This is a genomic window from Xanthomonas sp. PPL134 (assembly GCF_040595915.1).
Taxonomy (GTDB): Bacteria; Pseudomonadota; Gammaproteobacteria; order Xanthomonadales; family Xanthomonadaceae; genus Xanthomonas_A; species Xanthomonas_A indica.
On sequence record NZ_JAMDLL010000008.1, the window covers coordinates 22,229 to 44,238 of the forward strand.

General features: G+C 70.1%; 19 protein-coding genes and 1 pseudogene. 5 read left to right on the forward strand and 15 right to left on the reverse strand.

What is annotated here, in order from left to right; genetic code table 11:
* Positions 1-71 precede the first annotated feature (71 nt).
* From M3U25_RS14460 to lpxH, 3 genes are all read left to right on the forward strand, one after another.
* Positions 72-1,205 carry a glycosyltransferase family 1 protein gene (locus M3U25_RS14460; protein WP_242081643.1) on the forward strand — a complete coding sequence of 378 codons (1,134 nt, stop codon included), beginning with the start codon at positions 72-74 and terminating at the stop codon, positions 1,203-1,205.
* Positions 1,189-1,713 carry a phosphatase PAP2 family protein gene (locus tag M3U25_RS14465; protein ID WP_263391360.1) on the forward strand — a complete coding sequence of 175 codons (525 nt, stop codon included), beginning with the start codon at positions 1,189-1,191 and terminating at the stop codon, positions 1,711-1,713. Before M3U25_RS14460 ends, M3U25_RS14465 begins: the two co-directional genes overlap by 17 nt.
* 263 nt (positions 1,714-1,976) lie before the next feature.
* Entirely contained in the window at positions 1,977-2,714 is a 738-nt protein-coding gene (lpxH, locus tag M3U25_RS14470) for a UDP-2,3-diacylglucosamine diphosphatase (protein WP_355500879.1), read from the forward strand.
* Positions 2,715-3,030: 316 nt separating this feature from the next.
* Here the strand turns inward: lpxH and M3U25_RS14475 are convergent, their stop codons facing one another.
* From M3U25_RS14475 to M3U25_RS14515, 9 genes are all read right to left on the reverse strand, one after another.
* On the reverse strand, positions 3,031-3,504 hold the full coding sequence (locus M3U25_RS14475; RefSeq protein ID WP_355500876.1) for a hypothetical protein: 474 nt from the start codon (positions 3,502-3,504) through the stop codon (positions 3,031-3,033).
* 153 nt (positions 3,505-3,657) lie between these two features.
* On the reverse strand, positions 3,658-4,902 hold the full coding sequence (locus tag M3U25_RS14480; RefSeq protein WP_355500873.1) for a zinc-dependent metalloprotease: 1,245 nt from the start codon (positions 4,900-4,902) through the stop codon (positions 3,658-3,660).
* 235 nt (positions 4,903-5,137) lie between these two features.
* Entirely contained in the window at positions 5,138-5,944 is an 807-nt protein-coding gene (locus M3U25_RS14485) for a ferritin-like domain-containing protein (RefSeq protein WP_355588639.1), read from the reverse strand.
* A 69-nt stretch (positions 5,945-6,013) separates the two neighbouring features.
* Complete coding sequence (gene purF / locus M3U25_RS14490; protein WP_242160356.1) at positions 6,014-7,480, reverse strand: amidophosphoribosyltransferase; 1,467 nt, start codon at positions 7,478-7,480, stop codon at positions 6,014-6,016.
* A gap of 28 nt (positions 7,481-7,508) precedes the next feature.
* Complete coding sequence (locus tag M3U25_RS14495; protein WP_355500867.1) at positions 7,509-8,270, reverse strand: CvpA family protein; 762 nt, start codon at positions 8,268-8,270, stop codon at positions 7,509-7,511.
* A 95-nt stretch (positions 8,271-8,365) separates the two neighbouring features.
* Positions 8,366-9,457 carry an SPOR domain-containing protein gene (locus M3U25_RS14500; RefSeq protein WP_355500864.1) on the reverse strand — a complete coding sequence of 364 codons (1,092 nt, stop codon included), beginning with the start codon at positions 9,455-9,457 and terminating at the stop codon, positions 8,366-8,368.
* 70 nt (positions 9,458-9,527) lie between these two features.
* Entirely contained in the window at positions 9,528-10,787 is a 1,260-nt protein-coding gene (gene folC / locus M3U25_RS14505) for a bifunctional tetrahydrofolate synthase/dihydrofolate synthase (protein ID WP_355500861.1), read from the reverse strand.
* A 461-nt stretch (positions 10,788-11,248) separates the two neighbouring features.
* A complete protein-coding gene (locus M3U25_RS14510) occupies positions 11,249-11,893 on the reverse strand; it encodes a histidine phosphatase family protein (RefSeq protein WP_010341361.1) in 645 nt (214 codons plus the stop codon).
* A gap of 166 nt (positions 11,894-12,059) precedes the next feature.
* A complete protein-coding gene (locus M3U25_RS14515; protein ID WP_355500856.1) occupies positions 12,060-14,219 on the reverse strand; it encodes a S46 family peptidase in 2,160 nt (719 codons plus the stop codon).
* A gap of 168 nt (positions 14,220-14,387) precedes the next feature.
* Here M3U25_RS14515 and tdh point away from each other — a divergent pair, with 168 nt between their 5' ends.
* Positions 14,388-15,419, forward strand: coding sequence for an L-threonine 3-dehydrogenase (gene tdh / locus M3U25_RS14520; RefSeq protein ID WP_184502529.1), 1,032 nt, complete (start codon positions 14,388-14,390; stop codon positions 15,417-15,419).
* 86 nt (positions 15,420-15,505) lie between these two features.
* On the opposite strand, the gene M3U25_RS14525 is transcribed toward tdh, so the two are convergent.
* The 6 genes and pseudogenes from M3U25_RS14525 to M3U25_RS14550 all read right to left on the reverse strand — a co-directional run bounded on the left by M3U25_RS14525 (position 15,506) and on the right by M3U25_RS14550 (position 20,613).
* The gene (locus tag M3U25_RS14525; protein ID WP_355500852.1) at positions 15,506-16,204 is read right to left on the reverse strand and encodes a TorF family putative porin; all 699 of its coding nucleotides are present in this window, start codon (positions 16,202-16,204) and stop codon (positions 15,506-15,508) included.
* 280 nt (positions 16,205-16,484) lie between these two features.
* Positions 16,485-17,525 (reverse strand): sulfate/molybdate ABC transporter ATP-binding protein, encoded by a 1,041-nt coding sequence (locus M3U25_RS14530; protein WP_355500849.1) that lies wholly within the window; start codon positions 17,523-17,525, stop codon positions 16,485-16,487.
* Positions 17,526-17,532: 7 nt separating this feature from the next.
* Positions 17,533-18,486, reverse strand: a complete 954-nt coding sequence (gene cysW, locus M3U25_RS14535; RefSeq protein WP_355500846.1) for a sulfate ABC transporter permease subunit CysW — start codon at positions 18,484-18,486, stop codon at positions 17,533-17,535.
* Positions 18,486-19,079 (reverse strand): ABC transporter permease subunit, encoded by a 594-nt coding sequence (locus tag M3U25_RS14540; RefSeq protein ID WP_355588645.1) that lies wholly within the window; start codon positions 19,077-19,079, stop codon positions 18,486-18,488. The genes cysW and M3U25_RS14540 overlap by 1 nt, the downstream gene beginning before the upstream one ends.
* Before the next feature lie 93 nt (positions 19,080-19,172).
* A pseudogene (locus tag M3U25_RS14545) lies at positions 19,173-19,586 on the reverse strand (molybdate ABC transporter permease subunit); the annotation flags it as partial.
* A 4-nt stretch (positions 19,587-19,590) separates the two neighbouring features.
* Positions 19,591-20,613, reverse strand: coding sequence for a sulfate ABC transporter substrate-binding protein (locus tag M3U25_RS14550; RefSeq protein WP_242081654.1), 1,023 nt, complete (start codon positions 20,611-20,613; stop codon positions 19,591-19,593).
* A gap of 194 nt (positions 20,614-20,807) precedes the next feature.
* Here M3U25_RS14550 and kbl point away from each other — a divergent pair, with 194 nt between their 5' ends.
* The gene (gene kbl / locus M3U25_RS14555) at positions 20,808-22,010 is read left to right on the forward strand and encodes a glycine C-acetyltransferase (RefSeq protein ID WP_355500843.1); all 1,203 of its coding nucleotides are present in this window, start codon (positions 20,808-20,810) and stop codon (positions 22,008-22,010) included.

A 22,010-nucleotide genomic window follows, 5' to 3' on the forward strand; every position in this document is an offset into this window, starting at 1 on the left:
TCGTTCCTACATGCGCTGGACATGTTCGCTTCACTGCGGTGCGCGAGGCTTTGTCAAACCGGAGCCCCCGCATGCGCTACGCGATCGTCACCGAGACGTATCCCCCTGAGGTCAACGGCGTCGCGCTGACCGTGCAGGGGCTGGAACTGGGGCTGCGCGCACGCGGCCATACCGTCGACGTGGTGCGCCCGCGTCAGGCCGGCGACGCCGACCCGGCGGACCTGCGGCTGGTGCGCGGTGCGGCGCTGCCGCGCTACCCCGGACTGAAGTTCGGCCTGCCGGCGCCACGTCGCCTGACCCGGCTGTGGCAGGCGGCGCCGCCGGATGCGGTGTACATCGCCACCGAGGGCCCGCTGGGTTGGTCGGCGCTGCGCAGCGCGCGGCGCCTGGGCATTCCGATCGCCACCGGCTTCCACACCCGCTTCGACGAATACCTGCCGCAGTACGGCGCCGCCTGGCTGCAGTCGACCGCGCTGCGCTGGATGCGGCGCTTCCACAACCAGGCCCAGGCGACCCTGGTGCCGACCCGCGAGTTGCGCGACTTCCTCGCCACCCAGGGCTTCGAGCGGGTACGCCTGCTGGCGCGGGCGGTGGACAGCAAGCAGTTCGAGCCGCAGCGACGCGATGCGCAGTTGCGCGCGCAGTGGGGCCTGCACGACGACGATTGCGCGGTGCTGTACGTGGGCCGCATCGCCTCGGAGAAGAACCTGCCGCTGGCGGTGCGTGCGTTCCGCCAGTTGCAGCAGCTGCGCCCGCGCGCGCGTTTCGTCTGGGTCGGCGACGGCCCGCTGCGCGAGCGCCTGGCGCAGGAGAATCCGGACTTCATTTTCTGCGGCATCCAGCGCGGCGACGCGCTGGCGCGGCATTTCGCCAGCGGCGACCTGTTCCTGTTCCCCAGCCGCAGCGAGACCTTCGGCAACGTGACCCTCGAGGCGATGGCCAGCGGCGTGGCCACGGTCGCCTTCGACTACGGCGCGGCACGCGAATACCTGCGCGACGGCCTCAACGGTGCGGCGGTGGCCGACGACGACGCCTTCATCGCCGCGGCCCTGCGCCTAGGCAGCGACGACGCGCTGCGCCGGCGCCTGGGCGAGGCCGCCTGCGCGTCGATGCAGCAACTGCGCCCGGAGCGGGTGGTGGCCGATTTCGATGCGCTGCTCGACCAACTGGCACAGACCCGGAGGACGCATGTCGACGCGGCTTGAGATCCTGCGCGGGCACGAGACCCGCTGGTGCCGGCGCGCCAATCATTGGTGCCGGCGGCGCTCGGTGCGGCGCTTCTTCTCGGCGATCAGCCGGCTCGGCGACGGCGTGTTCTGGTATGCGCTGATGACCCTGCTGGTGCTGTGCGACGGCATGGACGGCGTGTTCGCCTCCGCGCACATGGCCGCCACCGGCGTGGTCGCGCTGAGCCTGTACAAGGGCCTGAAGCGCTGGACCCGCCGCCCGCGCCCGTACGCCGCCGACCTGCGCATCCGCGCCTGGGTGGCGCCGCTGGACGAGTTCAGCTTCCCCTCCGGCCACACCCTGCACGCGGTGTCCTTCGGCATCGTCGCCCTCGCCTACTACCCGTGGCTGGCGCCGCTGCTGGTGCCCTTCATCGCCTGCGTGGCGCTGTCGCGGGTGGTGCTGGGCCTGCACTACCCCAGCGACGTGCTCGCCGCGACCGGCATCGGCGCGCTGCTGGCGGGCGTGTCGTTGTGGTTGGTATGAGGCTGGGAATGGGGAATAGGGAATGGAAACAGCCGGCGCCGTCCGGCTCCATGCCCTCTCCTCACTCCTGGCTCCGGACAAGGTCGCGGCTGAAGCCGCTCCTACGAGAGCGCAACAACGCCTGCGTTAGCGCAGCCTCCGAATCCCTAATTCCCGTTCCCGAATCCCACTCCCGGCCCTTCGAAAGCGTCGTGACGCCTGCGCTCGCGAACACTCACCATTCCCCAATCCCGATTCCCCACTCCCGGCCTTACAATGGCCAAATGACCACGCTGTTCATCTCCGACCTGCATCTGGACCCGGCACGGCCGGCGATCACCGCGCTGTTTCTGGATTTCCTGCGCGGGGAGGCGCGCCAGGCCGAGGCGCTGTACATCCTCGGCGACCTGTTCGAGGCCTGGATCGGCGACGACACGCCGTCCGAGGCCGCCGATGCGGTGGCACTGGAGTTGCACGCGCTGCACGCGGCCGGGGTGCCGGTGTTCTTCATGCACGGCAACCGCGACTTCCTGCTCGGCGCCGACTACGCGCGGCGCGCCGGCCTGCGCCTGCTGCCCGATCCCTGCGTGATCGACCTGTACGGCGAGCCGACCCTGCTGCTGCACGGCGACCTGCTGTGCACCGACGACACCGCCTACCAGGCGTTCCGCGCGCAGACCCGCGACCCGGCCTTCCAACAGCAGTTCCTGGCGCAGCCGCTGGCCGCGCGCATCGCCTACGCGCAACAGGCGCGCGCCGCCAGCCAGGCGCGCCAGGCCGACCTTAAACAGGGCGATCGTGCGCAGTTCGAGACCGTCACCGACGTGGCGCCGGCCGAAGTCGCCGCCACCTTCGCCCGCTACGGCGTGGCGCGGATGATCCATGGCCACACCCATCGGCCTGCGGTGCATGCGCTGGACGTGGACGGCCGCGCCTGCACCCGCATCGTGCTCGGCGACTGGTACGAACAGGGCTCGGTGCTGCGCGTGGACGCGCAGGGCTGCCAGCTGCAACAGCTCTAGCGCACGCTTCCGGCGCCGTCGCGCGCAACGCGGCGACGCGCACGCAGCGCCGGCGCAGCGCTCTCCTGCGGCGAACGCGCGACCGCAGGACGACACCGAACTACGTTTCGACCCGGAATTCCGCGGGACCGCCGAGTCCGGCACTTGGACGCATCAGCTGGCCACTGCCTACCTCATGGAACGCCGCAACCGGCGTGGCAGTGACGCGCGACGTCGCCCTCGTCCGCGTGCGCGTCGCCTCCATCCATCCGCATTTCCTTGCCGCGTCCCGCGGCAACCACGCGTCGGCCAGCGCGCGAAGCCACGTCGCTCAGCGCTAGCCGCCGCTGGCTTGCTGCTGCCGCCATTGCGCGTAATCGACGAAGTCGCCGTCCACTACGTCGTACCAGCGAATCTCGCCGGAGCGCTCGACGCGGAAGCGGTCGCGGACCGGTTCGGTCTGCGGGTCGCCGGGGCAGCCGTCGCCGTGTTTCTCGCGCACCGCGATCTCGATCGCCGCCGGCGCGACGGGCTTGGAGGCGGCCGCTGCAGACGCGGTCGCGGAGGCGGCCTCGTCCCCGTCGTTCTCGATGGCGTAGCCCAGGCACGGCAGGTCGGGATAGGCGCGATCGGCGGTCAGGCGCGCCTGCAGCAGGTCCATCGCACGGTTTTCGTCGAAGGTGTCGGCCGGCGGGGTCGCCCGCGGCGCGTCGGTCTTGGCGGTCGGCGACGGAGTCTCGGTCTGCCGATCCGGGGCGGGGCCGCAGCCCGCGCTGAGCATCGCCAGCAGCAGCGCGGACGGCAGTCGCATGCGCTTGAACATCGTCGCTCCCAGGAAGTCGGTCGGCACCGGCCGCGCCGGCGCCGCTTCCCAGCATAGCCGAAGCGGACGCCGCCGCGCCCGCTCCGGCCGTCTTCGCCGCACGTGGCGCAGGCATGCAGCCTGCGCCACGTGCGCGCCGGCTCAACGGAACCCGGCCACCGTCGCCTTGGTGTTGACCAGCACGCGCTGGTTGTCGGCGCTGCTGGCATTGCCCATCGGCACCCCGTTGTAGGACACGTTCGGGTTGGACCAGTAGTTCAGTCGCGGGCAACTGCTGCTGCAGTTGTAGGCCATGATCGTGCGCCAGCTGTTGCCATAGCGATAGCCGTGGCCGTAGGCGTACGGCGAGGTGCTGGAGTCGGTGGCCACATCGTGGCGCGCGCTCTGCAGGTGCCCGATCTCGTGGGCGAAGCTGTAGTAGCCGGTGGCGCAATCCCAGTACACCGCCGCGAACGCGGTGGCAGCGGTGGAGCCGATGCCCGAGGCCAGGCCGCAGTAGCTGGAATTGTCGATGATCAGCACGCCGACGTCGGCGGCGGTGCTGTTGCGCGAGGTATGGATGCTGTCCATGTAGCCGTCGCTGGTGCCGCGGAAGCGGGTCAGGTCGGTGTTGAAGTCGCCGGACTCGGTGTAGTTGGTGGTCTCGTAGCCGGCCAGCTGCATGGTGATGCCGACGTTGCTGTTGCTGTAGCCCTGGTTGGACTCGGCCACCGCCAACTGCACCAGCGACTGCATGTTGCCGCCGTAGCTGGTCACCGCCTTGTTGGTCGCCACCACCAGCACGCGGATGGTCGCGGGCGAACCGGAGGAGGCGCCGGCGGCGGTCATCCGCTCGTCGATCACCGACTGCGGCATCTGCACCGTCGGCAGCAGGGCGTAGTCGGCCGGATGCTCGGCCGGCATGCGCCGTTCGTCGACCTCCACCAGCACATGGCCGCCGCCGGCGATCGGCCGCAGGTGGAACAGCGTGCCATTGCTGCGGATGCTGCCGGTGATGGTGTCGCCGCTGCGCACCAGGATCGCCGAGTTCAGCGGGTCCAGGCCGGACGGCGCACGGGTCCGCGCCACCGCGGCATTGCCGAGGTTGCCGTACCAGATGCTGTTGCCGCCTTCCAACTGCTCGGTCTTCAGCTGCGTGGCGGTGACGCGCTTGCCCAGCAGGTCCAGTTCCAGCTGGGCCTGCCCGGCGGTGACGGCGGCGGCGTCCACGCCGACCCGCTGCACCGCGCCGGTGGCGGGATTGGCCAGCAGGCGGCTCAGCGCGGGCTCGCCGGCGATGGACTTGGAGACGTATTGGCTGCTCTGGAACAGGGGCTTTCCCGCCGCAGAGGCGGAACCGGCGACACACAGGGCAAGCATCGCGGTCAGGCTGCACATCGACTTCATGTCGGACTCCTGGGGTGGTGAGTAGGGACGAACGTCGCCCCGCGCGCGGCCAGATCGGGGGAGGCCGCGTGGGGGAGTTCGATTAGCCGCTCAGCCACCGTTCAGCGCAAGCACCAAATGCAGCGGGGTCGCAGCTCGGAGATAGGCGTCACAGAAAGCACGCATCCCGACGGTCATGCCGCCCACACCAGCGCGTTGCCGCAACGCGCGCACCGCCCCGCAGGGCGACGCCGCCTCAGCCGGCCTGCTGCTGCAGGGCCAGCAATTCGTCCTCGTCGAACCCGGCCAGCAGGCGCGCCTGCAGATTGAACGGGCCGTGCAGATAGCCACCGGCGTACTCGCGCAGCAGAGCGGCGAAGCGGGCGCGCGGCTCGATCCCGGCCTGTGCGCAGTACCAGCGGTACCAACGCGAGCCGGCGGCCACGTGCGCCACTTCCTCGCGCAGGATGATCTCCAGGATGTCGGCGGTGGCGTCGTCGCCGAGCGCGCGCAGCTTGGCGATCATGCCTGGGGTCACGTCCAGGCCGCGCGCCTCCAGCACCCGCGGCACCAGCGCCATCCGCGCCAGGCCGTCGTGGGCGGTCTTCTCGCACATCTCCCACAGGCCGTTGTGCGCGGCGAAATCGCCATAGGCGTGGCCCAGCGCGCGCAGGCGGTCGCGCAGCAGCACGAAATGGCGCGATTCGTCGTCCGCCACCGCCACCCAATCGGCATAGAACGCCGGCGGCAGGCCGCGGAAGCGGTAGACCGCGTCCCAGGCCAGGTCGATGGCGTTGAGTTCGATATGGGCGATGGCGTGGATGAAGGCAGCGCGGCCCTCGGCGCTGCCGAGGCCGCGCCGTGGCAGTTCGCGCGGGTGCACCAGCAGCGGCCGTCGCGGCCGTCCCGGCATGCGGATCGGCTCAGGCGCCGGCGCGGCGGCCGGCACCGCCAGCGCGCCATCGCGCCAGGCCGCGGCATGGCGCTGGGTCAGCGCGACCTTCTCGTCGGGATCGGCCGCGTCCAGGCAGGCGCGCGCGGCCTGGTACAGGTCGCCGTTCACGGCGCCACCAGCGGCGGCCGGCCCGCCCATGCAGGCATGCGCCGCGCCAGGGCACTGGCGCCGCGGGGCTCAGGCACGGCGCTTGCGCTTGGCCTCGTCCGAGCGCAACTGCATGATCCGCTCGAAATAGCCGGGCTCGATGCCGGTGGTGTACTGGCCGTTGAAGCACGAGGAGTCGAACGCCTTCAGTTCCGGGTTGCCTTCGCGCACCGCGGTCTCCAGGTCTTCCAGATCCTGGTAGATCAGCCAGTCGCAGCCGAGGAATTCCTGGATCTCCTGCTCGCTGCGGCCGTGCGCGACCAGTTCGTCGGCGGCCGGCATGTCGATGCCGTAGATGTTGGGATAGCGCACCGGCGGTGCGGCGCTGGCCAGGTACACCTTGCGCGCGCCGGCGTCGCGCGCCATCTGCACGATCTGCCGGCTGGTGGTGCCGCGCACGATCGAATCGTCGACCAGCAGCACCACGCGGTTGCGGAATTCCAGGTGGATCGGGTTGAGCTTGCGGCGCACCGACTTCACCCGCTCGCCCTGCCCCGGCATGATGAAGGTGCGGCCGATGTAGCGGTTCTTGACGAAGCCCTCGCGGTACTTCACCCCAAGCACGTTGGAGATCTCCAGCGCGGCGTCGCGCGAGGTGTCCGGGATCGGGATGATGGTGTCGATGTCGTGGTCCGGGCGCAGGCGCAGGATCTTCTCGCCCAGCTTCATGCCCATGCGCATGCGCGCCTTGTGCACCGAGACGTTGTCGATCATCGAGTCCGGGCGCGCGAAGTACACGTACTCGAAGATGCACGGGGTGTGGTCGGTGGGCGAGGCGCAGACCTCGGAGAACAGCTCGCCGCGGCCGGTGATGACCAGCGCTTCGCCCGGACGCACGTCGCGCACGCGGGTGAAGCCGAGGATGTCCAGCGCCGAGGATTCGGAGGCGACGATGTACTCGTCGCCCTCCGCGCCCTCGCGCTTGCCCAGCACCAGCGGGCGGATGCCGTGCGGATCGCGGAACGCGACCAGGCCCAGCCCCAGCACCACGCTGACCACGGCGTAGCCGCCCTTGCAGCGGCGGTGCACGCCGGCCACCGCACGGATCGCCGCTTCCGGGGTCAGCATGCGCTGTGCGTCCAGCTCGTAGGCGAACACGTTCAGCAGCACTTCGCTGTCCGAATCGGTGTTGATGTTGCGGCGATCGGCCTCGAACACCTGCTGGCGCAAGGCCTCGGTGTTGACCAGGTTGCCGTTGTGGGCCAGCGCGATGCCGTACGGCGAATTCACGTAGAACGGCTGCGCCTCGTCCATGCCCTCGGATCCGGCGGTCGGATAGCGGCAGTGGGCGATGCCGACGCGCCCTTCCAGCACCGCCATGCGCTTCTCGTCGAAGACGTCGCGGACCAGGCCGTTGGCCTTCTGCACGCGCAGGCGGGTGCCATCGGCGGTGGCGATGCCCGCCGCGTCCTGGCCGCGGTGCTGCAGCACGGCCAGGCCGTCATAGAGTTGCCCGGCCACGTTCTGGTTGCCGACGATTCCGACGATGCCACACATGTCAACGCTCTCCGCGGCGGGAACGCCGCTATTGGGAAGGTGGCCGTGCCTGGCCGTTGGGTTCGACCCGTGCCGGGTCGAATTGCGCCGGACGCGCCTGCGCCGGATCGATGTTCGCGGGCATCAGTTGCGACGGATCGCTCCCGGGCTGCGCGGACCGTACCCCGGGACGTCCCAGGGCCTTGGACATCATCTCCTGCAGCCCGCTGGCCTGCAGGGCGTTGCCCAGCGCGGCATTATCGCCTGCCGCGGGCAAGTTGCCCAAATCCATCTGCGACACGTTCAGTTGCGGCACCTGCGACAGGTTCAACTGCGGCATCTGCGGCATGCGCCAGTCCGGCAGTTGCGCGCGCATCCAGCCCACCCCCGGACTGAGCACCGGCAGCACCATCGAATGCTGCCAGTCCGGCTCGCGGGTCAGCGGCGTGAAGCTCATCAGGAAGGCCAGCACCGCGGCGAAGAAACCGCCGCGCACCGTGCCCAGGCCGAAGCCAAGCGCGCGGTCGGTGCCCGACAGCGCGGTCGAGCGCACCGCGGTGCGGATCACCATGCCGACGATGGCCACCACCGCCATCACCGTCACGAAGGTCAGCGCGTAGCCGCCCAGGTAGTAGCTCATGCTCGGCCGCGCCCCATCGGCGAGCCAGCGCCCGGTATTGCCGCCGAACTGGAACGTGGCCCAGCCGGCCAGGAACCAGGACAGCGTGCCGACCACGATGCCGACGAACCCACGCAGGGCCCCGAGCAGGGCCGAGACCAGGATCACCGTCAACAGCACCATGTCGATCATGCGCGCCTCCCGCGGCCGAGCCGCTGCATCGCGCCGATCGCGCGTCGCGCCTGCCTTCCCTGGACCATCGTGCTACTCCGTGGGCCGCGGCCCGATCAAGGATGTGGACGTACCATACCGCTGATGCCGACCTTGGCCGCCACCTGGGCGCGCAACTGCTCGGCGTCGGCACGGTTGGCGACCGGCCCCACCCGCACCCGGTTCAGCGCGCCCTTGTCGGTGCGCACCTGTTCGACGAAGGCGCTGAAGCCGGCGGCGCGCACCTTGTCGCGCAGGGCATTGGCGTCCTCGGCCTTGCCGAAGGCGCCCAGCTGCACGGCGAAGCCGGTGCCGGACGCCGCAGGCGCAGCCGGCACGCTCGGCGCCGGCTTGGCCGCTGCCGTGGTGGCCGCAGGGGCCGCCGGCTTGGTGGGTTCGGGCTTGGTGAGTTCGGGCTTGGCCGGTTCCGGCTTGGGCGCCGGCGGTGTCGCCGGCTTGGTGGTGGCGACCGGCTTGGCCGGCTCCGGCGGCAGCGCCTCGGTCTTGGCCGGGGCGGCGGGCGCGGCGGCGGCGACATGGCTGGCGGCAGCCGGCGCGGCGCCGGTCGGGGTCGCGTTGCTCGGCGCCGCATCCAGGGTCACCACCTGGGCATTGACGTCGTTGCGGACCTTGACCGCCTGCAGGCGCACCGATTCGGCCTGGGCGCGATCGGCATACGGCCCGATCCGCACCCGCCAGGCCTGGCGCCCGCCGATCGTGGCCTGCTCGCGGAAGCCCGGCAGCTGCGCCTGCTTGAGCCGCGCGATCACCGCATCGGCATCGGCGGCGGTGGCATACGCACCGAAGTTCACCGCGTAGTTGCCGGCGGCCACGCTCGGCGGCAGCGGCTGCGCGGCACTGCCGGCGGCCGGATCGGCCAGGTCGGCGGCATCGGGATTGTTCTGGACCGGCGCCGGCGCCGGCGCGGGCGTGGCGCCCGGCGTCTTGGTCATGCCCACTGCCCCGCCGCTGGGCGCATCGCCCGGGGTCACCAGCGGCAGTTCGCGGGTCTCGAACTGGCCGTCGGCCGGCGCCTCGGGCGCCTTCAGCGGCACATTGGCCACGCCGCTGTCGGGCGCAGGCCCCTTCACCAGCATCGGCAGGAAGATCACGGCGAGCGCTACCAGGACGAGGGCGCCAATCAATCGCTGTTTCAGGACGGTATCCACGGAAAGGGTGAGGGGGGCGGCGTGGCGGAGTGCCGTCGCGATTATAAGGTCGGCCCGCCCGGGGGCGGGATCAGCCGGCTGAATGCAGCCAGTGCAAGGCCTCGGCGGCGGTATGGAACGAACCGAACACCAGCACCCGGTCGCCCGGCCGTGCCTGCGCCAGCGCCGCCTGCAGCGCCTGCGCCACGCTCTCGGCGACGCCCGCCTCCGCGGCGGCCGTGCCCGCCAGCCGCGCGCGCAGCTGCGCAGCGCTCTGGCCGCGGTTGCCGCCCAACCCCGCCAGGTGCCAGGCATCGACCTGCGCGGCCAGTGCCTCCACCACGCCGGCGGCATCCTTGTCGGCCAGCGCCGCGAACACCGCGCAGGTGCGGCCGGCGACCGGCTGCGCCTGCAGCGCGGCGGCCAGCTCGCGCGCCGCCTGCGGGTTGTGGCCGACGTCGACGAGCACCTCCACGCCGTCGCGCACGCACGGCTGCAGGCGCCCGCGCAGGCGCGCGGCGGCGATGCCCTCGGCGTAGGCGCTGCGCGGCAGCGACCGGCGCAGCGCGCGCAGGGCGGCGATGGCGGTGGCGGCGTTGGCGCGCTGCACCGGCGCACGCAGTTGCGGCAACGGCAGCTGCAGTTCGGTGCCGACGTCGCGCCAGCGCCAGCGCTCGGCATCGATCGGCTCGTGGAAGAAGTCGCTGCCGGCGCGCAGTGCATTGGCGCCGATCGCGTAGGCACGGCGCAGCACGCTGGAGGGCGGATCGATCTCGCCCAGCACCAGCGGCTTCCACGGCCGCGCGATGCCGGCCTTCTCCGCGCCGATCGCCTCGCGGTCGTTGCCGAGCCAATCGGTGTGGTCGATGTCCACGGTGGTGATCACCGCGACGTCGGCATCGACCAGGTTCACCGCATCGAGGCGGCCACCGAGCCCGACTTCCAGCACGGCCAGATCCAACGTGGCCTGCTGGAACAGCCACAGCGCCGCCAGCGTGCCGTATTCGAAATAGGTCAGCGCGGTATCGGCGCGCGCGGCCTCCACTGCCGCAAAGGCGGTGACCAGGTCGGCATCGCTGGCCTCTTCGCCGTCGAGGCGCACGCGCTCGTTGTAGCGCAGCAGGTGCGGCGAGGTGTAGCTGCCCACGCGCCAGCCGGCGGCGCGCGCGATCGCCTCGATGAAGGCGACGGTCGAGCCCTTGCCGTTGGTGCCGCCGACGGTGATGACGTGCTTGGCCGGCCTGGTCAGGCGCATGCGTGCGGCGACCGCGCGCACCCGCTCCAGGCCCATGGCGATGTCCTGGGGATGTTGGCGCTCGATGTAGGCGAGCCATTCGGGGAGGGTGTTCATTTGTGTATTTCTAGCCTTTCAGGCAAGCGCGCTCGCTCGCCTTCGTCAGAAGCAACAGCTTTGGAAGCGACAGCTTTCGCGCTGACGCGCGAGTCACTTTGATCAGCCTCCGGCTGCTGAGAAGCACTTCTTTGCTTGTGCAAAGAAAAGTAACCAAAAGAAGCGCTTTATCACAGCCGAATGGCTGGTCAAGCACACCCGGGCGCTGCGCGCTCCGGGTGCGCACTTGGCCTGGGCATTTTTCGACGGCACATCCATGTGCCGGCGAAAAACGGCGCGCTTCCTGCGCGCCGCCCCTTCGGGGTTTTCGCCCAGGCCAAGTGCCGCGGCTCACGGGCTCCCGAAAAGCAAAGCAACGGCAACGGCAACGGCAACGGCAACGGCCCAGAGGCTCGCATCGGAAGTGAAACAAATCAGCCCAAAGACGGGACGGCGCACGCTATCCGCGCATCATGTCCGTCCTACAGCGCCCGATGCTTCGCCTCACCGAAGAACGGCGTGTGATGCGCGCAATCGTTCAGCCGCACCACCTCCAGATGCTCCACGTCCGGCCCTTCCAGCAGGTTCAGCGTGGTGGGCGCCTGGCGGAAACTCCACAGCCGCGCGATCGGCAGGCCCAGCACCCGGCACAGAATTACGCGGTTGACCGCATCGTGCGCCACCACCAGCAGCGTGTCGTGTTCGCCCAGGCCCTCGGCGGCGCGGGCCAAGCCGCGCCAGGAGCGCTCCAGCACCTGCCGCAGCGACTCGCCGCCCGGCATCAGCACCGTGTCCGGCTCCTCGCGCCAGGCGCGCAGACGCGCCGGATCCTTCTCGTGGATCTCGCTGGCCAGCAGGCCTTCCCACTCGCCATGGGCGATTTCCTGCAGGTCCGGATCGGTCTGCAGCAGCGCCTCGCGCTCGGGCCCCAGCGCGAAGCGCGCGGTGCGTTGTGCGCGGGCCAGCGGCGAGGCCACGGCGCGGGTCAGCGGGACCTCGCGCAGGCGCGCGCCCAGCGCCTGCGCCTGGGCGTCGCCGACCGGCGACAGCGGGATGTCGATCTGGCCCTGGTAGCGGCCTTCGGCGTTCCACGGGGTTTCGCCATGGCGGGCGAGCAGAATGCGCATGCGCTGGATTCCTTGGGGGGAAGGGCCCGTCTCGCAAACGAAAACGGAGCGGCATGATACCCGCTCCGTCGCCGGAAACCCTGCGCTGCATCCCCGTGCCCCGCCGCGGCGTTGACCGCGGCGGACAGGCGGACGGCGGCCGTGGCCGCCGCCCGTCGGGCCTGGCTCACTTGGCCAGGTTCAACTCCTTCAGCAGCCGCGGCGCCGGTGCCACTTCCTGCATGATCCATCGCAGGTAGCGCGCGTCGACGGCGATCATGCGGGTCATCGCCGGGTCGAACACCCAGTTCGAACTCACCGACTCCCAGTTGCCGTCGAAGGCCAGGCCGACCAGCTTGCCGTGCGCGTCCATCACCGGCGAGCCGGAGTTGCCGCCGGTGATGTCCAGGTCGGACAGGAAGTTGACCGGCACCGTACCCAGCCGCTTGTCCTCCAGCCCGCCGTAGCGCTTGGCCTTGGCCGCCTCCAGCAGCGCCTTGGGCGAATCGAACGGCTCCACGCCGGTGTCCTTGGCGACCACGCCTTCCAGCGTGGTGAACGGGGTGTATTCCACGCCGTCCTTGGGCGAATAGCCCTTGACGTTGCCGAAGGTGATGCGCAGCGAGGAGTTGGCGTCGGGATACACGAACTCGCCCTGGCTCTTCTTGTAGTCGGCCACGGCCTGCAGGTAGCGCGGCCGCGCCAGCAGTTCCTCGCCCTCGCGGCGCTTCTGGTCCTGCTCGATCTGCAGCAGGGTCGGCATCAGCGCCACCGCATAGCGCAGCGCCGGGTCGTCGCTGGCTTCGAACGCGGCGCGATCGGCGTGCAGCCACTTCAGGCGCGCGTCGGTGTTGCCCAGTTGCGTGCCGGCCAGGCGCGTGGCGGCGGCCTGCGCGTCGGCACCGGCCAGCCACTGGTCCAGCGCCGGCAGGCGCTGCGCCTTCGGCAGCTTCAGGTACTGGTCGAACCAGTAGCGCTGCAACTGGCTGTCCATCGAGGCGACGTAGCGGCGCTCCATCTGCTTCATCGCGCCCTCGATCTCGGGCAGGTCGCGCTCCTGGTAGCCGGGCTCGCGCGCGGCATCCGGCTTGGCGCGTTCGATCGACAGGCGGTACAGCATGACCGCGCTGCCGAGCGCCCCGGTCCGCTGCATCTGCCGCAGCACCAGGTCGCGGTCGCGGGTGGCCTTGGCCTGCTCGCCCAGCGCCAGCAGTTGCGCGTGCGCCTGCAGCGCGGCCTTGCCCTCGCCGCCCTGGCGCTTGAGCCAGGCCAGCACCGCATCTTCCTCGGCGTGCTTCTTGGCCGCCGCGTCGATGCGCTTGAAGCCTTCCAATTGACCTTCGTAGTTCTTGGCCACGTTGTTCCAGCTGGCCATGGTCGCGGCGTACTTCACCTGGATGTCCGGGTTCTGCTTGCCGGCCTGCTCGACCAGGGCGATCAGCTCGCGGTACTGGCGCGCGGCGGTGGGATACCCCCAGTTGGCGGTGGCGTCGAACTCGGACGCCAGCGCATAGCGGTTGGTGCGGCCCGGATAGCCGGCCACCATGACGAAATCGCCGGCGCCGAGCGGCTGGTCGGCGAACTTCAGGAAGTGCTTGGGCTGGTACGGCACGTTGTCCTTGGCGTAGGCGGCCGGCTTGCCGTCCTTGCCGACGTAGGCGCGGTAGAACGAGAAGTCGCCGGTGTGACGCGGCCACATCCAGTTGTCGACGTCGCCGCCGAACTTGCCGATGCCCGACGGCGGCGCGTAGGCCAGGCGCACGTCGCGGATTTCCAGGGTGCGGAACAGGCGGTAGGTGTTGCCGCCGGAGAAGCTGTACAGCTCGCAGCGGTAGCCGGCGTCGGCTTCGCAGGCGGCGACCTGCGCCTTGTCGAAATCCTCCAGCGCCTGCGTGCGCTTGAGCGCGTCGTTGCCGGCGGCGGCCATCGCCGCCTTGGCCTGCGCGGTGACGTCGGTGATGCGGTCGAGCACATAGATGCGCGCGTTCGGGCCGGCGCTCAGCTCGGCACCCTGGCTGGCGGCGCTGAAGCCGTCGCGGATCAGGTTCTTCTGCGCGGTCGAGTTGAGCTGGATCGCGCCATAGGCGCAGTGGTGGTTGGTCACCACCAGGCCCTGCGGCGAGACGAAGCTGGCGGTGCAGCCGCCCAGCGAGACCACCGCGCCCATCGGGTCGCCGGTGAGATCGGACAGTTGCTGCGGCGACAGCTTCAGACCGGCCTGCTGCAGTGGTCCGGCGATGTCCGGCAATTGCTGCGGGACCCACATGCCCTCGCCGGCATGGGCGACGGAGGCGCCGGACAGGGCGGCGACGGCGGCGATGGCGACAGCCAACGAATTCGAACGCATCGAGCGGTTTCCTTGATGACAGACGTTAGAGTGTAACGGCTGTCATCAAGCGCCCGGACCGTGACCAATGGCACCCTGGGACATGTCATGTCCTGACCGCGCCGCAACATGGGCACGCCGGCCGGGCGCTTATACTGCGCGCCCTCTTCCCATCGAATCTGCACCGACATGGCGCAAACAATGAAGGCGCTGGTCAAGCGCGACGCCGCCAAAGGCATCTGGCTGGAACAGGTGCCGGTGCCGGTCCCCGGCCCCAACGACGTGCTGATCAAACTGGAAAAGACCGCGATCTGCGGCACCGACCTGCACATCTACCTGTGGGACGAGTGGAGCCAGCGCACCATCAAGCCCGGCCTGACCATCGGCCACGAATTCGTCGGCCGCATCGCCCAGCTCGGCTCGGCGGTCACCGGCTACGAGGTCGGCCAGCGCGTGTCGGCCGAAGGCCACATCGTCTGCGGCCACTGCCGCAACTGCCGCGGCGGGCGCCCGCACCTGTGCCCGAACACGGTGGGCATCGGCGTCAACATCAACGGCGCCTTCGCCGAGTACATGGTGATGCCGGCCTCGAACCTGTGGCCGATCCCCGACCAGATCCCCTCCGAGCTGGCCGCGTTCTTCGACCCCTACGGCAACGCCGCGCACTGCGCGCTGGAGTTCGACGTGATCGGCGAGGACGTGCTAATCACCGGTGCCGGCCCGATCGGCATCATCGCCGCGGGCATCTGCAAGCACATCGGCGCGCGCAACGTGGTGGTCACCGACGTCAACGATTTCCGCCTGAAGCTGGCCGCGGACATGGGCGCCACGCGGGTGGTCAACGTCGCCAACACCTCGCTCAAGGACGTCATGGCCGACCTGCACATGGAAGGCTTCGACGTGGGCCTGGAGATGAGCGGCAACCCGCGCGCGTTCAACGACATGCTCGACTGCATGTACCACGGCGGCAAGATCGCGATGCTCGGCATCATGCCGCGCGGCGCCGGCGCGGACTGGGACAAGATCATCTTCAAGGGCCTGACCGTGCAGGGCATCTACGGCCGCAAGATGTACGAGACCTGGTACAAGATGACCCAGCTGGTGCTGTCCGGCTTCCCGCTGGGCAAGGTGCTGACCCACCAGTTGACCATCGACGAATTCCAGAAGGGCTTCGACCTGATGGAAGAAGGCAAGGCCGGCAAGGTCGTGCTGAGCTGGTGAGGCGTGCGCCGCGGCAACGCGGCGGTGCCGGAAAAACACGAAGGGCGCCTTGCGGCGCCCTTCGTCGTTTCACAGCGGCGATGCGATCAGAACGCGATCGTGCCCGAGACCACCACGCGGTGACCGGCCAGGCGCTCGGTGAAGTTCTCCGGACCCTTGTTGTCGGTGTCGTAGTAACCCACGCTCAGCGCCAGCGGGCCGACCATCTTGCCCACGCTGACGTTGTAGTCGGTGTAGTCCTGGTATGCGGTCAGCGCGCTTTCGTAGGTGGTGCGGCCGACGTGCGCGCCGACGCTGAAGCCCTGCGGCAGCGACCAGTTCCCGTCCAGCGCGTAGTAGAAGCTGTCCTTGTCCAGGTTGTACACGTTGTCGGTGTAGGCCACGGTCAGGGTGTAGGTCTTGAGGAACTTGGTCTTGGTGATCAGCTCGTTGTAGTTCAACCGGCCGGCGCCCGGGTAGCCGTAGCGGTTGACCATCACGTCGAAGTTCCAGTCCGGGGAGAAATCGACGTTGTAGCCGACGAAGCCGTCCGTTTCCCAATCCGGATCGCCGGCGCCGAAGTCGACGTTGGAGCCCCAGGCGCCCACGTACAGGCCGAACGGCGAGGTGTAGGTGAGGCCGGCCTGGAACGCCGGGCCCTTGTCGGTCTGGGAGACGCCACGGAACATGTAGTCGCTGACCACGCCGTAGGAGCCGGTGATCGGCGAGGTGGGCTCGTCCTGGGCCAGGACGGTGAGCGGCGAAGCGGCCAGTGCGAGGGCCAGGGCGAGAGTGGTCTTGTTCACCGGTCATTCTCCTGCGGTTGACGAGGGTGGTTGCAACGTGGGGCGCGGCGCGCCTTCACGATTTTTTAACTGCTTTTACCTTGCAGCGCAACAACTTTCGTTCCGACACAGGTCCGGCGTGTCCGGCATCCAGGGATGCGCGCCAAGCGCGGACATCGCCAACGTGTCCAGATTGCCCGGTACTGACCAGCCCCGGTCCCGACCCGCACCGCGCCGCCACACGGCAGCGACCGGCACCGTCAGGCGCGGCAAACAGGGCATGGCCTGCCCCGATCACGCCTCAGGCAGGTGCGGCGAACACCCCGAACCGGCGCGCGCGCAGATGCAGTGGCTGGCCCGGCGCGTAGTCGTGCGTCCCCTCGCCCGCCGGCAGTTCCACCTCCACCTCGTCGCGGCCGTGCGCCAGCTGCGCGCGCAGGCGCAGGCGCGGGCCGCTGCGCTGGATCGACAGCACCGTCGCCGCCCAGCCTTCGCTGCCCGGTGCCAGATCTTCCGGCCGCACATACAGCTCGACCGGGCCGCTGGCCAGCGACGTCGGCGGTGCCGGCAAGGCCAGCCCAGCGACCTGCACGGCACCGTCGTGCAGGCGTGCCGGCAAGCGGTTCACCGCGCCGACGAAGGCGTACACGAAGGGCGAGGCCGGCTGCTCGTAGACCTGCGCGGGGCTGCCGACCTGCTCGATCCGGCCGCGGTTGAGGATCGCCACGCGGTCGGCCAGCTCCAGCGCCTCTTCCTGGTCGTGGGTGACGAACACCGTGGTCAGCCCGGTGCGTTCATGCAGCTCGCGCAACCAGCGCCGCAGGTCGCGGCGGACCTGCGCGTCGAGCGCGCCGAACGGTTCGTCGAGCAGCAGCACGCGCGGCTCGATCGCCAGCGCGCGCGCCAGCGCCACGCGCTGGCGCTGGCCGCCGGACAGCTGCGCCGGGTAGCGCCGCTCCAGGTCGTGCAACTGCACCAGCGCCAGCAGCTCCTGCACCCGCGCGCGGATGCGCGCCTCGGTCCAGCGCGCCTCGCGACGCACGCGCAGGCCGAAGGCGATGTTCTCGTACACGCTCATGTGCTTGAACAAGGCGTAGTGCTGGAACACGAAGCCGACCCGGCGCGCCTGCACCGACAGCGCGGTGGCGTCCTCGCCGTGGATCAGCACGCGCCCGCGATCGGCATGTTCCAGCCCGGCGATCACCCGCAGCAGCGTGGTCTTGCCGGAGCCGGACGGCCCCAGCAGCGCCAGCAGTTCGCCCTGGCCGATGTCCAGGCCGACGTCGTCGAGCGCGGCGAAATCGCCGAAGTGCTTGCCCAGGTGTTGTACGCGGATGCTCATGGCAACCTCAGTGTCGGTGAGTGGCGGCCAGCGCCGCGCCGTGGCGCCAGTGCAGCCAGGACTTCACGGCGAGCGTCAGCAGCGCGGTCAGCGCCAGCAGGCTGGCGCAGGCGAAGGCGGCGCTGTAGGCGTATTCGTTGTAGAGGATCTCCACATGCAGCGGCAGCGTGTTGGTGCGCCCGCGGATGTGCCCGGACACCACCGACACCGCACCGAACTCGCCCATCGCCCGCGCACTGCACAGCAGCACGCCGTACAGCAGGCCCCAGCGGATGTTCGGCAAGGTCACCCGCAGGAAGGTCTGCCAGCCGCTGGCGCCCAGGCTCAGCGCCGCCAGTTCCTCGTCGTTGCCCTGCTGCTCCATCAGCGGCATCAGTTCGCGGGCGATGAAGGGAAAGGTGACGAAGGTGGTGGCCAGCACGATGCCCGGCAGCGCGAACACGATGCGCGGCAGGCGCAGCACCACCTCGCCCAGCAGCGGCAGGGACAGCCGCACGCCCTCGTCGATCAACGGCCAGGCCCAGCCGTTGCGGCCGAAGATCAGGATGAACAGCAGCCCGGCGACGACCGGCGACACCGAGAACGGCAGATCGATCAGGCTCACCAGCAGGCGCTTGCCGGGGAAGCGATGCTTGCTGACCGCCCAGGCCGCGGCCACGCCGAACGCCAGGTTCAACGGCACCACGATCGCCGCGACCAGCAGGGTCAGGCGAATCGCCGCCAGCGCGTCCGGATCGGAGATCGCGCGCCAGAACACGTCGGCGCCGCTGCGCAAGGCCTCGACGAACACCAGCAACAAGGGCAGCAGCAGGAACGCCAGCAGGAACAGCAGCGCACCGCCGATCAGCAGCCGCTGCACCCAGCGCGGCTCGTCGACCACCGAGGCCGGCAGCTGCACCGGAACGGTGGCGGCGGCCTGCCCCGGGACGCGCGCGGCCAGCGCGGACACCACGGACGCCATCACGTCACCGCCCTGCCACGCCGCGCGAACCAGGCCTGTGCCGCGTTGACCAGCAGCAACGACAGCAGCGACAACAGCAGCATCGCCGCGGCGATCGCACTGGCGCCGCCGTAATCGAATTCCTCCAGGCGGATGGTGATCAGCAACGGCGCGATCTCGGTGGCATTGGGCAGGTTGCCGGCGATGAAGATCACCGAGCCGTACTCGCCGACCCCGCGCGCGAAGGCCAGCGTGAATCCGGTCAGCACCGCCGGCCACAGGGTCGGCAGCAGCACACGGCGCACCGTCTGCCAGCGTCCGGCCCCGAGCGTGGCCGCGGCCTCTTCCAGTTCGCGCTCGGCCTCGGCCAGCACCGGCTGCACGATCCGCACCACGAACGGCAGCCCGACGAACACCAGCGCCACGACGATGCCCAGCGGCGTGTAGGCGACCTTGATCCCGCCCGCGCCGCTGCCCTGCATCAGTGCGGCGTAGCCGAACAGCAGGCCACCGACGCCCAGCGCGGCCAGGCTGAGCACGGCGAGCGTGCCGAGCAGGCGCTGCAGCGCGCGCAGCGGCGCCGGCAGCAGCGTGTGGCTGCGTCGCAACAGCACATGGCCGATGGCGGCCAGCGCCAGCAGCAGCGCCAGCCGCGGCCACCACCAGGCCAGCGCCGGCAGGCTGGCCGCCAGCGCCTGCGCCGGCTGCTCCAGCCAGCGCCCGATCCAGCCGTTGCTGCCGTACAGCGCGGTCAGGGCGATGCCGGCCACTGCGGTGGGCAGGGCGAACGGCAGGTCGATCATCGCGTCGAACAGGCGCTTGCCGGGAAAGCGATAGCGCACGAATACCCAGGCCACCCAGGTGCCCATCACCGCATTGAACGCGGCCGCGGCCAGCGCGGTGCCGAAGCTCAAGCGCAACGCCGCCAGCACCCGCGGCTCGCTCCACACCCGCCACACGCCCTCCCAGCCCAGCCCGCTGGTCTTGAGCAGCACCGCGAGCAAGGGGATCAGCACCACCAGCCCCAGCCAGGTCAGGGTGATGCCCAGGCTCAGCCCCAGGCCCGGCATCACCCGGCGCTGGCGCGGTGCGCGGGGAACGGCGGCGGCGGTCACGGCCATCGCGTCACTTGCTCGCCTGGATCTGGTCGAACAGGCCACCGTCGTCGAAGTGGGTGGCCTGCGCCTTGGCCCAGGACCCGAACGCCTGCTCGATGGTGACCAGCCGCACCTTCGGCAGCCGCGCCAGGTCGGCGCGGTCGGCGTACTCGGGGTGGCGCGGCCGGTAGTAGTGCCTGGCCGCGATCTTCTGCCCTTCCGGCGAGTACAGGTATTTCAGGTATTCCTCGGCCACCGCGCGGGTGCCGTGCTTGTCCACGTTCTTGTCGACCAGCGCCACCGACGGCTCGGCGAGGATCGACAGCTTCGGCACCACGATCTCGAACTTGTCCTGGCCCAGTTCCTGCTGCGCCAGGAACGCCTCGTTCTCCCAGGCCAGCAGCACGTCGCCGATGCCGCGCTGGACGAAGGTGGTGGTGGCGCCGCGCGCCCCGGTGTCCAGCACCGGCACGTTACGGAACAGCGCGCGCATGTAGTTGAGGATGCGTTCGCGATCGCCCTTGAAGATGTGGTCGGCGTAGGCCCAGGCGGCCAGGTAGTTCCAGCGCGCGCCGCCGGAGGTCTTGGGATTGGGCGTGATCACCGACACGCCGCTGCGCAGCAGGTCGGGCCAGTCCTTGATGCCTTTCGGATTGCCCTTGCGCACCAGGAACACGATGGTCGAGGTGTACGGCGCGCTGTTGTCGGGCAGGCGCGTGGCCCAGTTCGCATCGATCAGCTTGCTCTTGGCGGCGATCGCATCGACGTCATAGGCCAGCGCCAGCGTCACCACGTCGGCCTCGACCCCGTCGATCACCGCGCGCGCCTGCTTGCCGGAACCGCCGTGCGAGGTCTCCACCGCCACCTGCTCGCCGGGATGCAGTTGCGCCCAGTGCTTGGCGAAGGCGGCGTTGTAGTCCCGGTACAGCTCGCGGGTGGGATCGTAGGACACGTTGAGCAGTTGCGTCTCGGCGGCGGCCGCGGCCCCGGCGAACACGCACAAGGCGAGCGCGAGCAGCGGGCGCCAGCGGCGCGGCGGAAGGCTGGACATGGGCGGTTCTCCGAAAAGCACACAGACCGACGCCGCGGCCGATGCCCGCCGCGGACCATGACGCATGCTGCGCAGCGGCAGGCGGCGGGTGAAATGACTTCCGGGCAGCGGCTCATGCCATTTGTGCATGACGGCCGCGGCCGGCGCAGGCGCCGCGGTAAAATCGCCGCTTCTTTCCGCCGCGCGTGCCCGTCATGACCGACTCCCGCCTCACCCAGCACTACGCCGAGGAACTGGACGCGATCCGCGCCCAGGGCCTGTTCAAGTCCGAGCGCATCATCGTCGGCCCGCAGGCGGCGGAAATCGTCCTCGCCGACGGCCGCCGCGTGCTCAACTTCTGCGCCAACAACTACCTGGGCCTGGCCGATCATCCGGACCTGATCCAGGCCGCCAAGGACGCGCTGGACACGCACGGCTTCGGCATGGCGTCGGTGCGCTTCATCTGCGGCACCCAGGACCTGCACAAGCAGCTGGAAGCGCAGATCGCCGCGTTCTTCGGCACCGAGGACACCATCCTCTACGCCGCCTGCTTCGACGCCAACGGCGGCCTGTTCGAACCGCTGCTGGGCGAGCACGACGCCATCATCTCCGATGCGCTCAACCACGCCTCGATCATCGACGGCGTGCGCCTGTGCAAGGCCAAGCGCTTCCGCTACGCCAACTGCGACATGGCCGACCTGGAAGCGCAGCTGCAGGCGGCCGACGCAGCCGGCTGCAAGACCAAGCTGATCACCAGCGACGGCGTGTTCTCCATGGATGGTTTCATCGCTCCGCTGGACGAGATCACCGCGCTGGCGAAGCAGTACAACGCGCTGGTGCACATCGACGAATGCCATGCCACCGGCTTCCTCGGCGCCAGCGGCCGCGGCTCGGCCGAGGTCAAGGGCGTGCTGGACAAGATCGACATCTTCACCGGCACCCTGGGCAAGGCCATGGGCGGGGCGCTGGGCGGCTTCACCACCGGCCGCCGCGAAGTGATCGAACTGCTGCGGCAGCGCTCGCGGCCCTACCTGTTCTCCAACTCGCTGCCGCCGCACGTGGTCGCCGCCGGGAGCAAGGCGTTCGCGATGCTCGACGCCGCCGACGCGCTGCGCGCGCGCCTGGTCGAGAACACCGCCTACTTCCGCGAGCGCATGGCCGCCGCCGGTTTCGACATCAAGCCCGGCACCCACCCGATCTGCCCGGTGATGCTGTACGACGCGCCGCTGGCGCAGCGCTTCGCCGAGCGGCTACTGGAGGAAGGCATCTACGCCATCGGCTTCTTCTTCCCGGTGGTGCCCAAGGGCCAGGCGCGGATCCGCACCCAGATCAGCGCCGCGCACACCCGCGAGCACCTGGACCGGGCGATCGACGCGTTCACCCGCATCGGCCGCGAACTGGGCGTGCTCGCCGCCTGA

Coding starts and splice junctions, on each gene's coding strand:
- M3U25_RS14460 (WP_242081643.1), top strand. CDS start 72: ATGCGCTACGCGATCGTCACCGAGACGTATCCCCCTGAGGTCAACGGC.
- M3U25_RS14465 (WP_263391360.1), top strand. CDS start 1,189: ATGTCGACGCGGCTTGAGATCCTGCGCGGGCACGAGACCCGCTGGTGC.
- lpxH (WP_355500879.1), top strand. CDS start 1,977: ATGACCACGCTGTTCATCTCCGACCTGCATCTGGACCCGGCACGGCCG.
- M3U25_RS14475 (WP_355500876.1), bottom strand. CDS start 3,504: ATGCGACTGCCGTCCGCGCTGCTGCTGGCGATGCTCAGCGCGGGCTGC.
- M3U25_RS14480 (WP_355500873.1), bottom strand. CDS start 4,902: ATGAAGTCGATGTGCAGCCTGACCGCGATGCTTGCCCTGTGTGTCGCC.
- purF (WP_242160356.1), bottom strand. CDS start 7,480: ATGTGTGGCATCGTCGGAATCGTCGGCAACCAGAACGTGGCCGGGCAA.
- M3U25_RS14495 (WP_355500867.1), bottom strand. CDS start 8,270: ATGATCGACATGGTGCTGTTGACGGTGATCCTGGTCTCGGCCCTGCTC.
- folC (WP_355500861.1), bottom strand. CDS start 10,787: ATGAACACCCTCCCCGAATGGCTCGCCTACATCGAGCGCCAACATCCC.
- M3U25_RS14510 (WP_010341361.1), bottom strand. CDS start 11,893: ATGCGCATTCTGCTCGCCCGCCATGGCGAAACCCCGTGGAACGCCGAA.
- M3U25_RS14515 (WP_355500856.1), bottom strand. CDS start 14,219: ATGCGTTCGAATTCGTTGGCTGTCGCCATCGCCGCCGTCGCCGCCCTG.
- tdh (WP_184502529.1), top strand. CDS start 14,388: ATGGCGCAAACAATGAAGGCGCTGGTCAAGCGCGACGCCGCCAAAGGC.
- M3U25_RS14530 (WP_355500849.1), bottom strand. CDS start 17,525: ATGAGCATCCGCGTACAACACCTGGGCAAGCACTTCGGCGATTTCGCC.
- cysW (WP_355500846.1), bottom strand. CDS start 18,486: ATGGCGTCCGTGGTGTCCGCGCTGGCCGCGCGCGTCCCGGGGCAGGCC.
- M3U25_RS14550 (WP_242081654.1), bottom strand. CDS start 20,613: ATGTCCAGCCTTCCGCCGCGCCGCTGGCGCCCGCTGCTCGCGCTCGCC.
- kbl (WP_355500843.1), top strand. CDS start 20,808: ATGACCGACTCCCGCCTCACCCAGCACTACGCCGAGGAACTGGACGCG.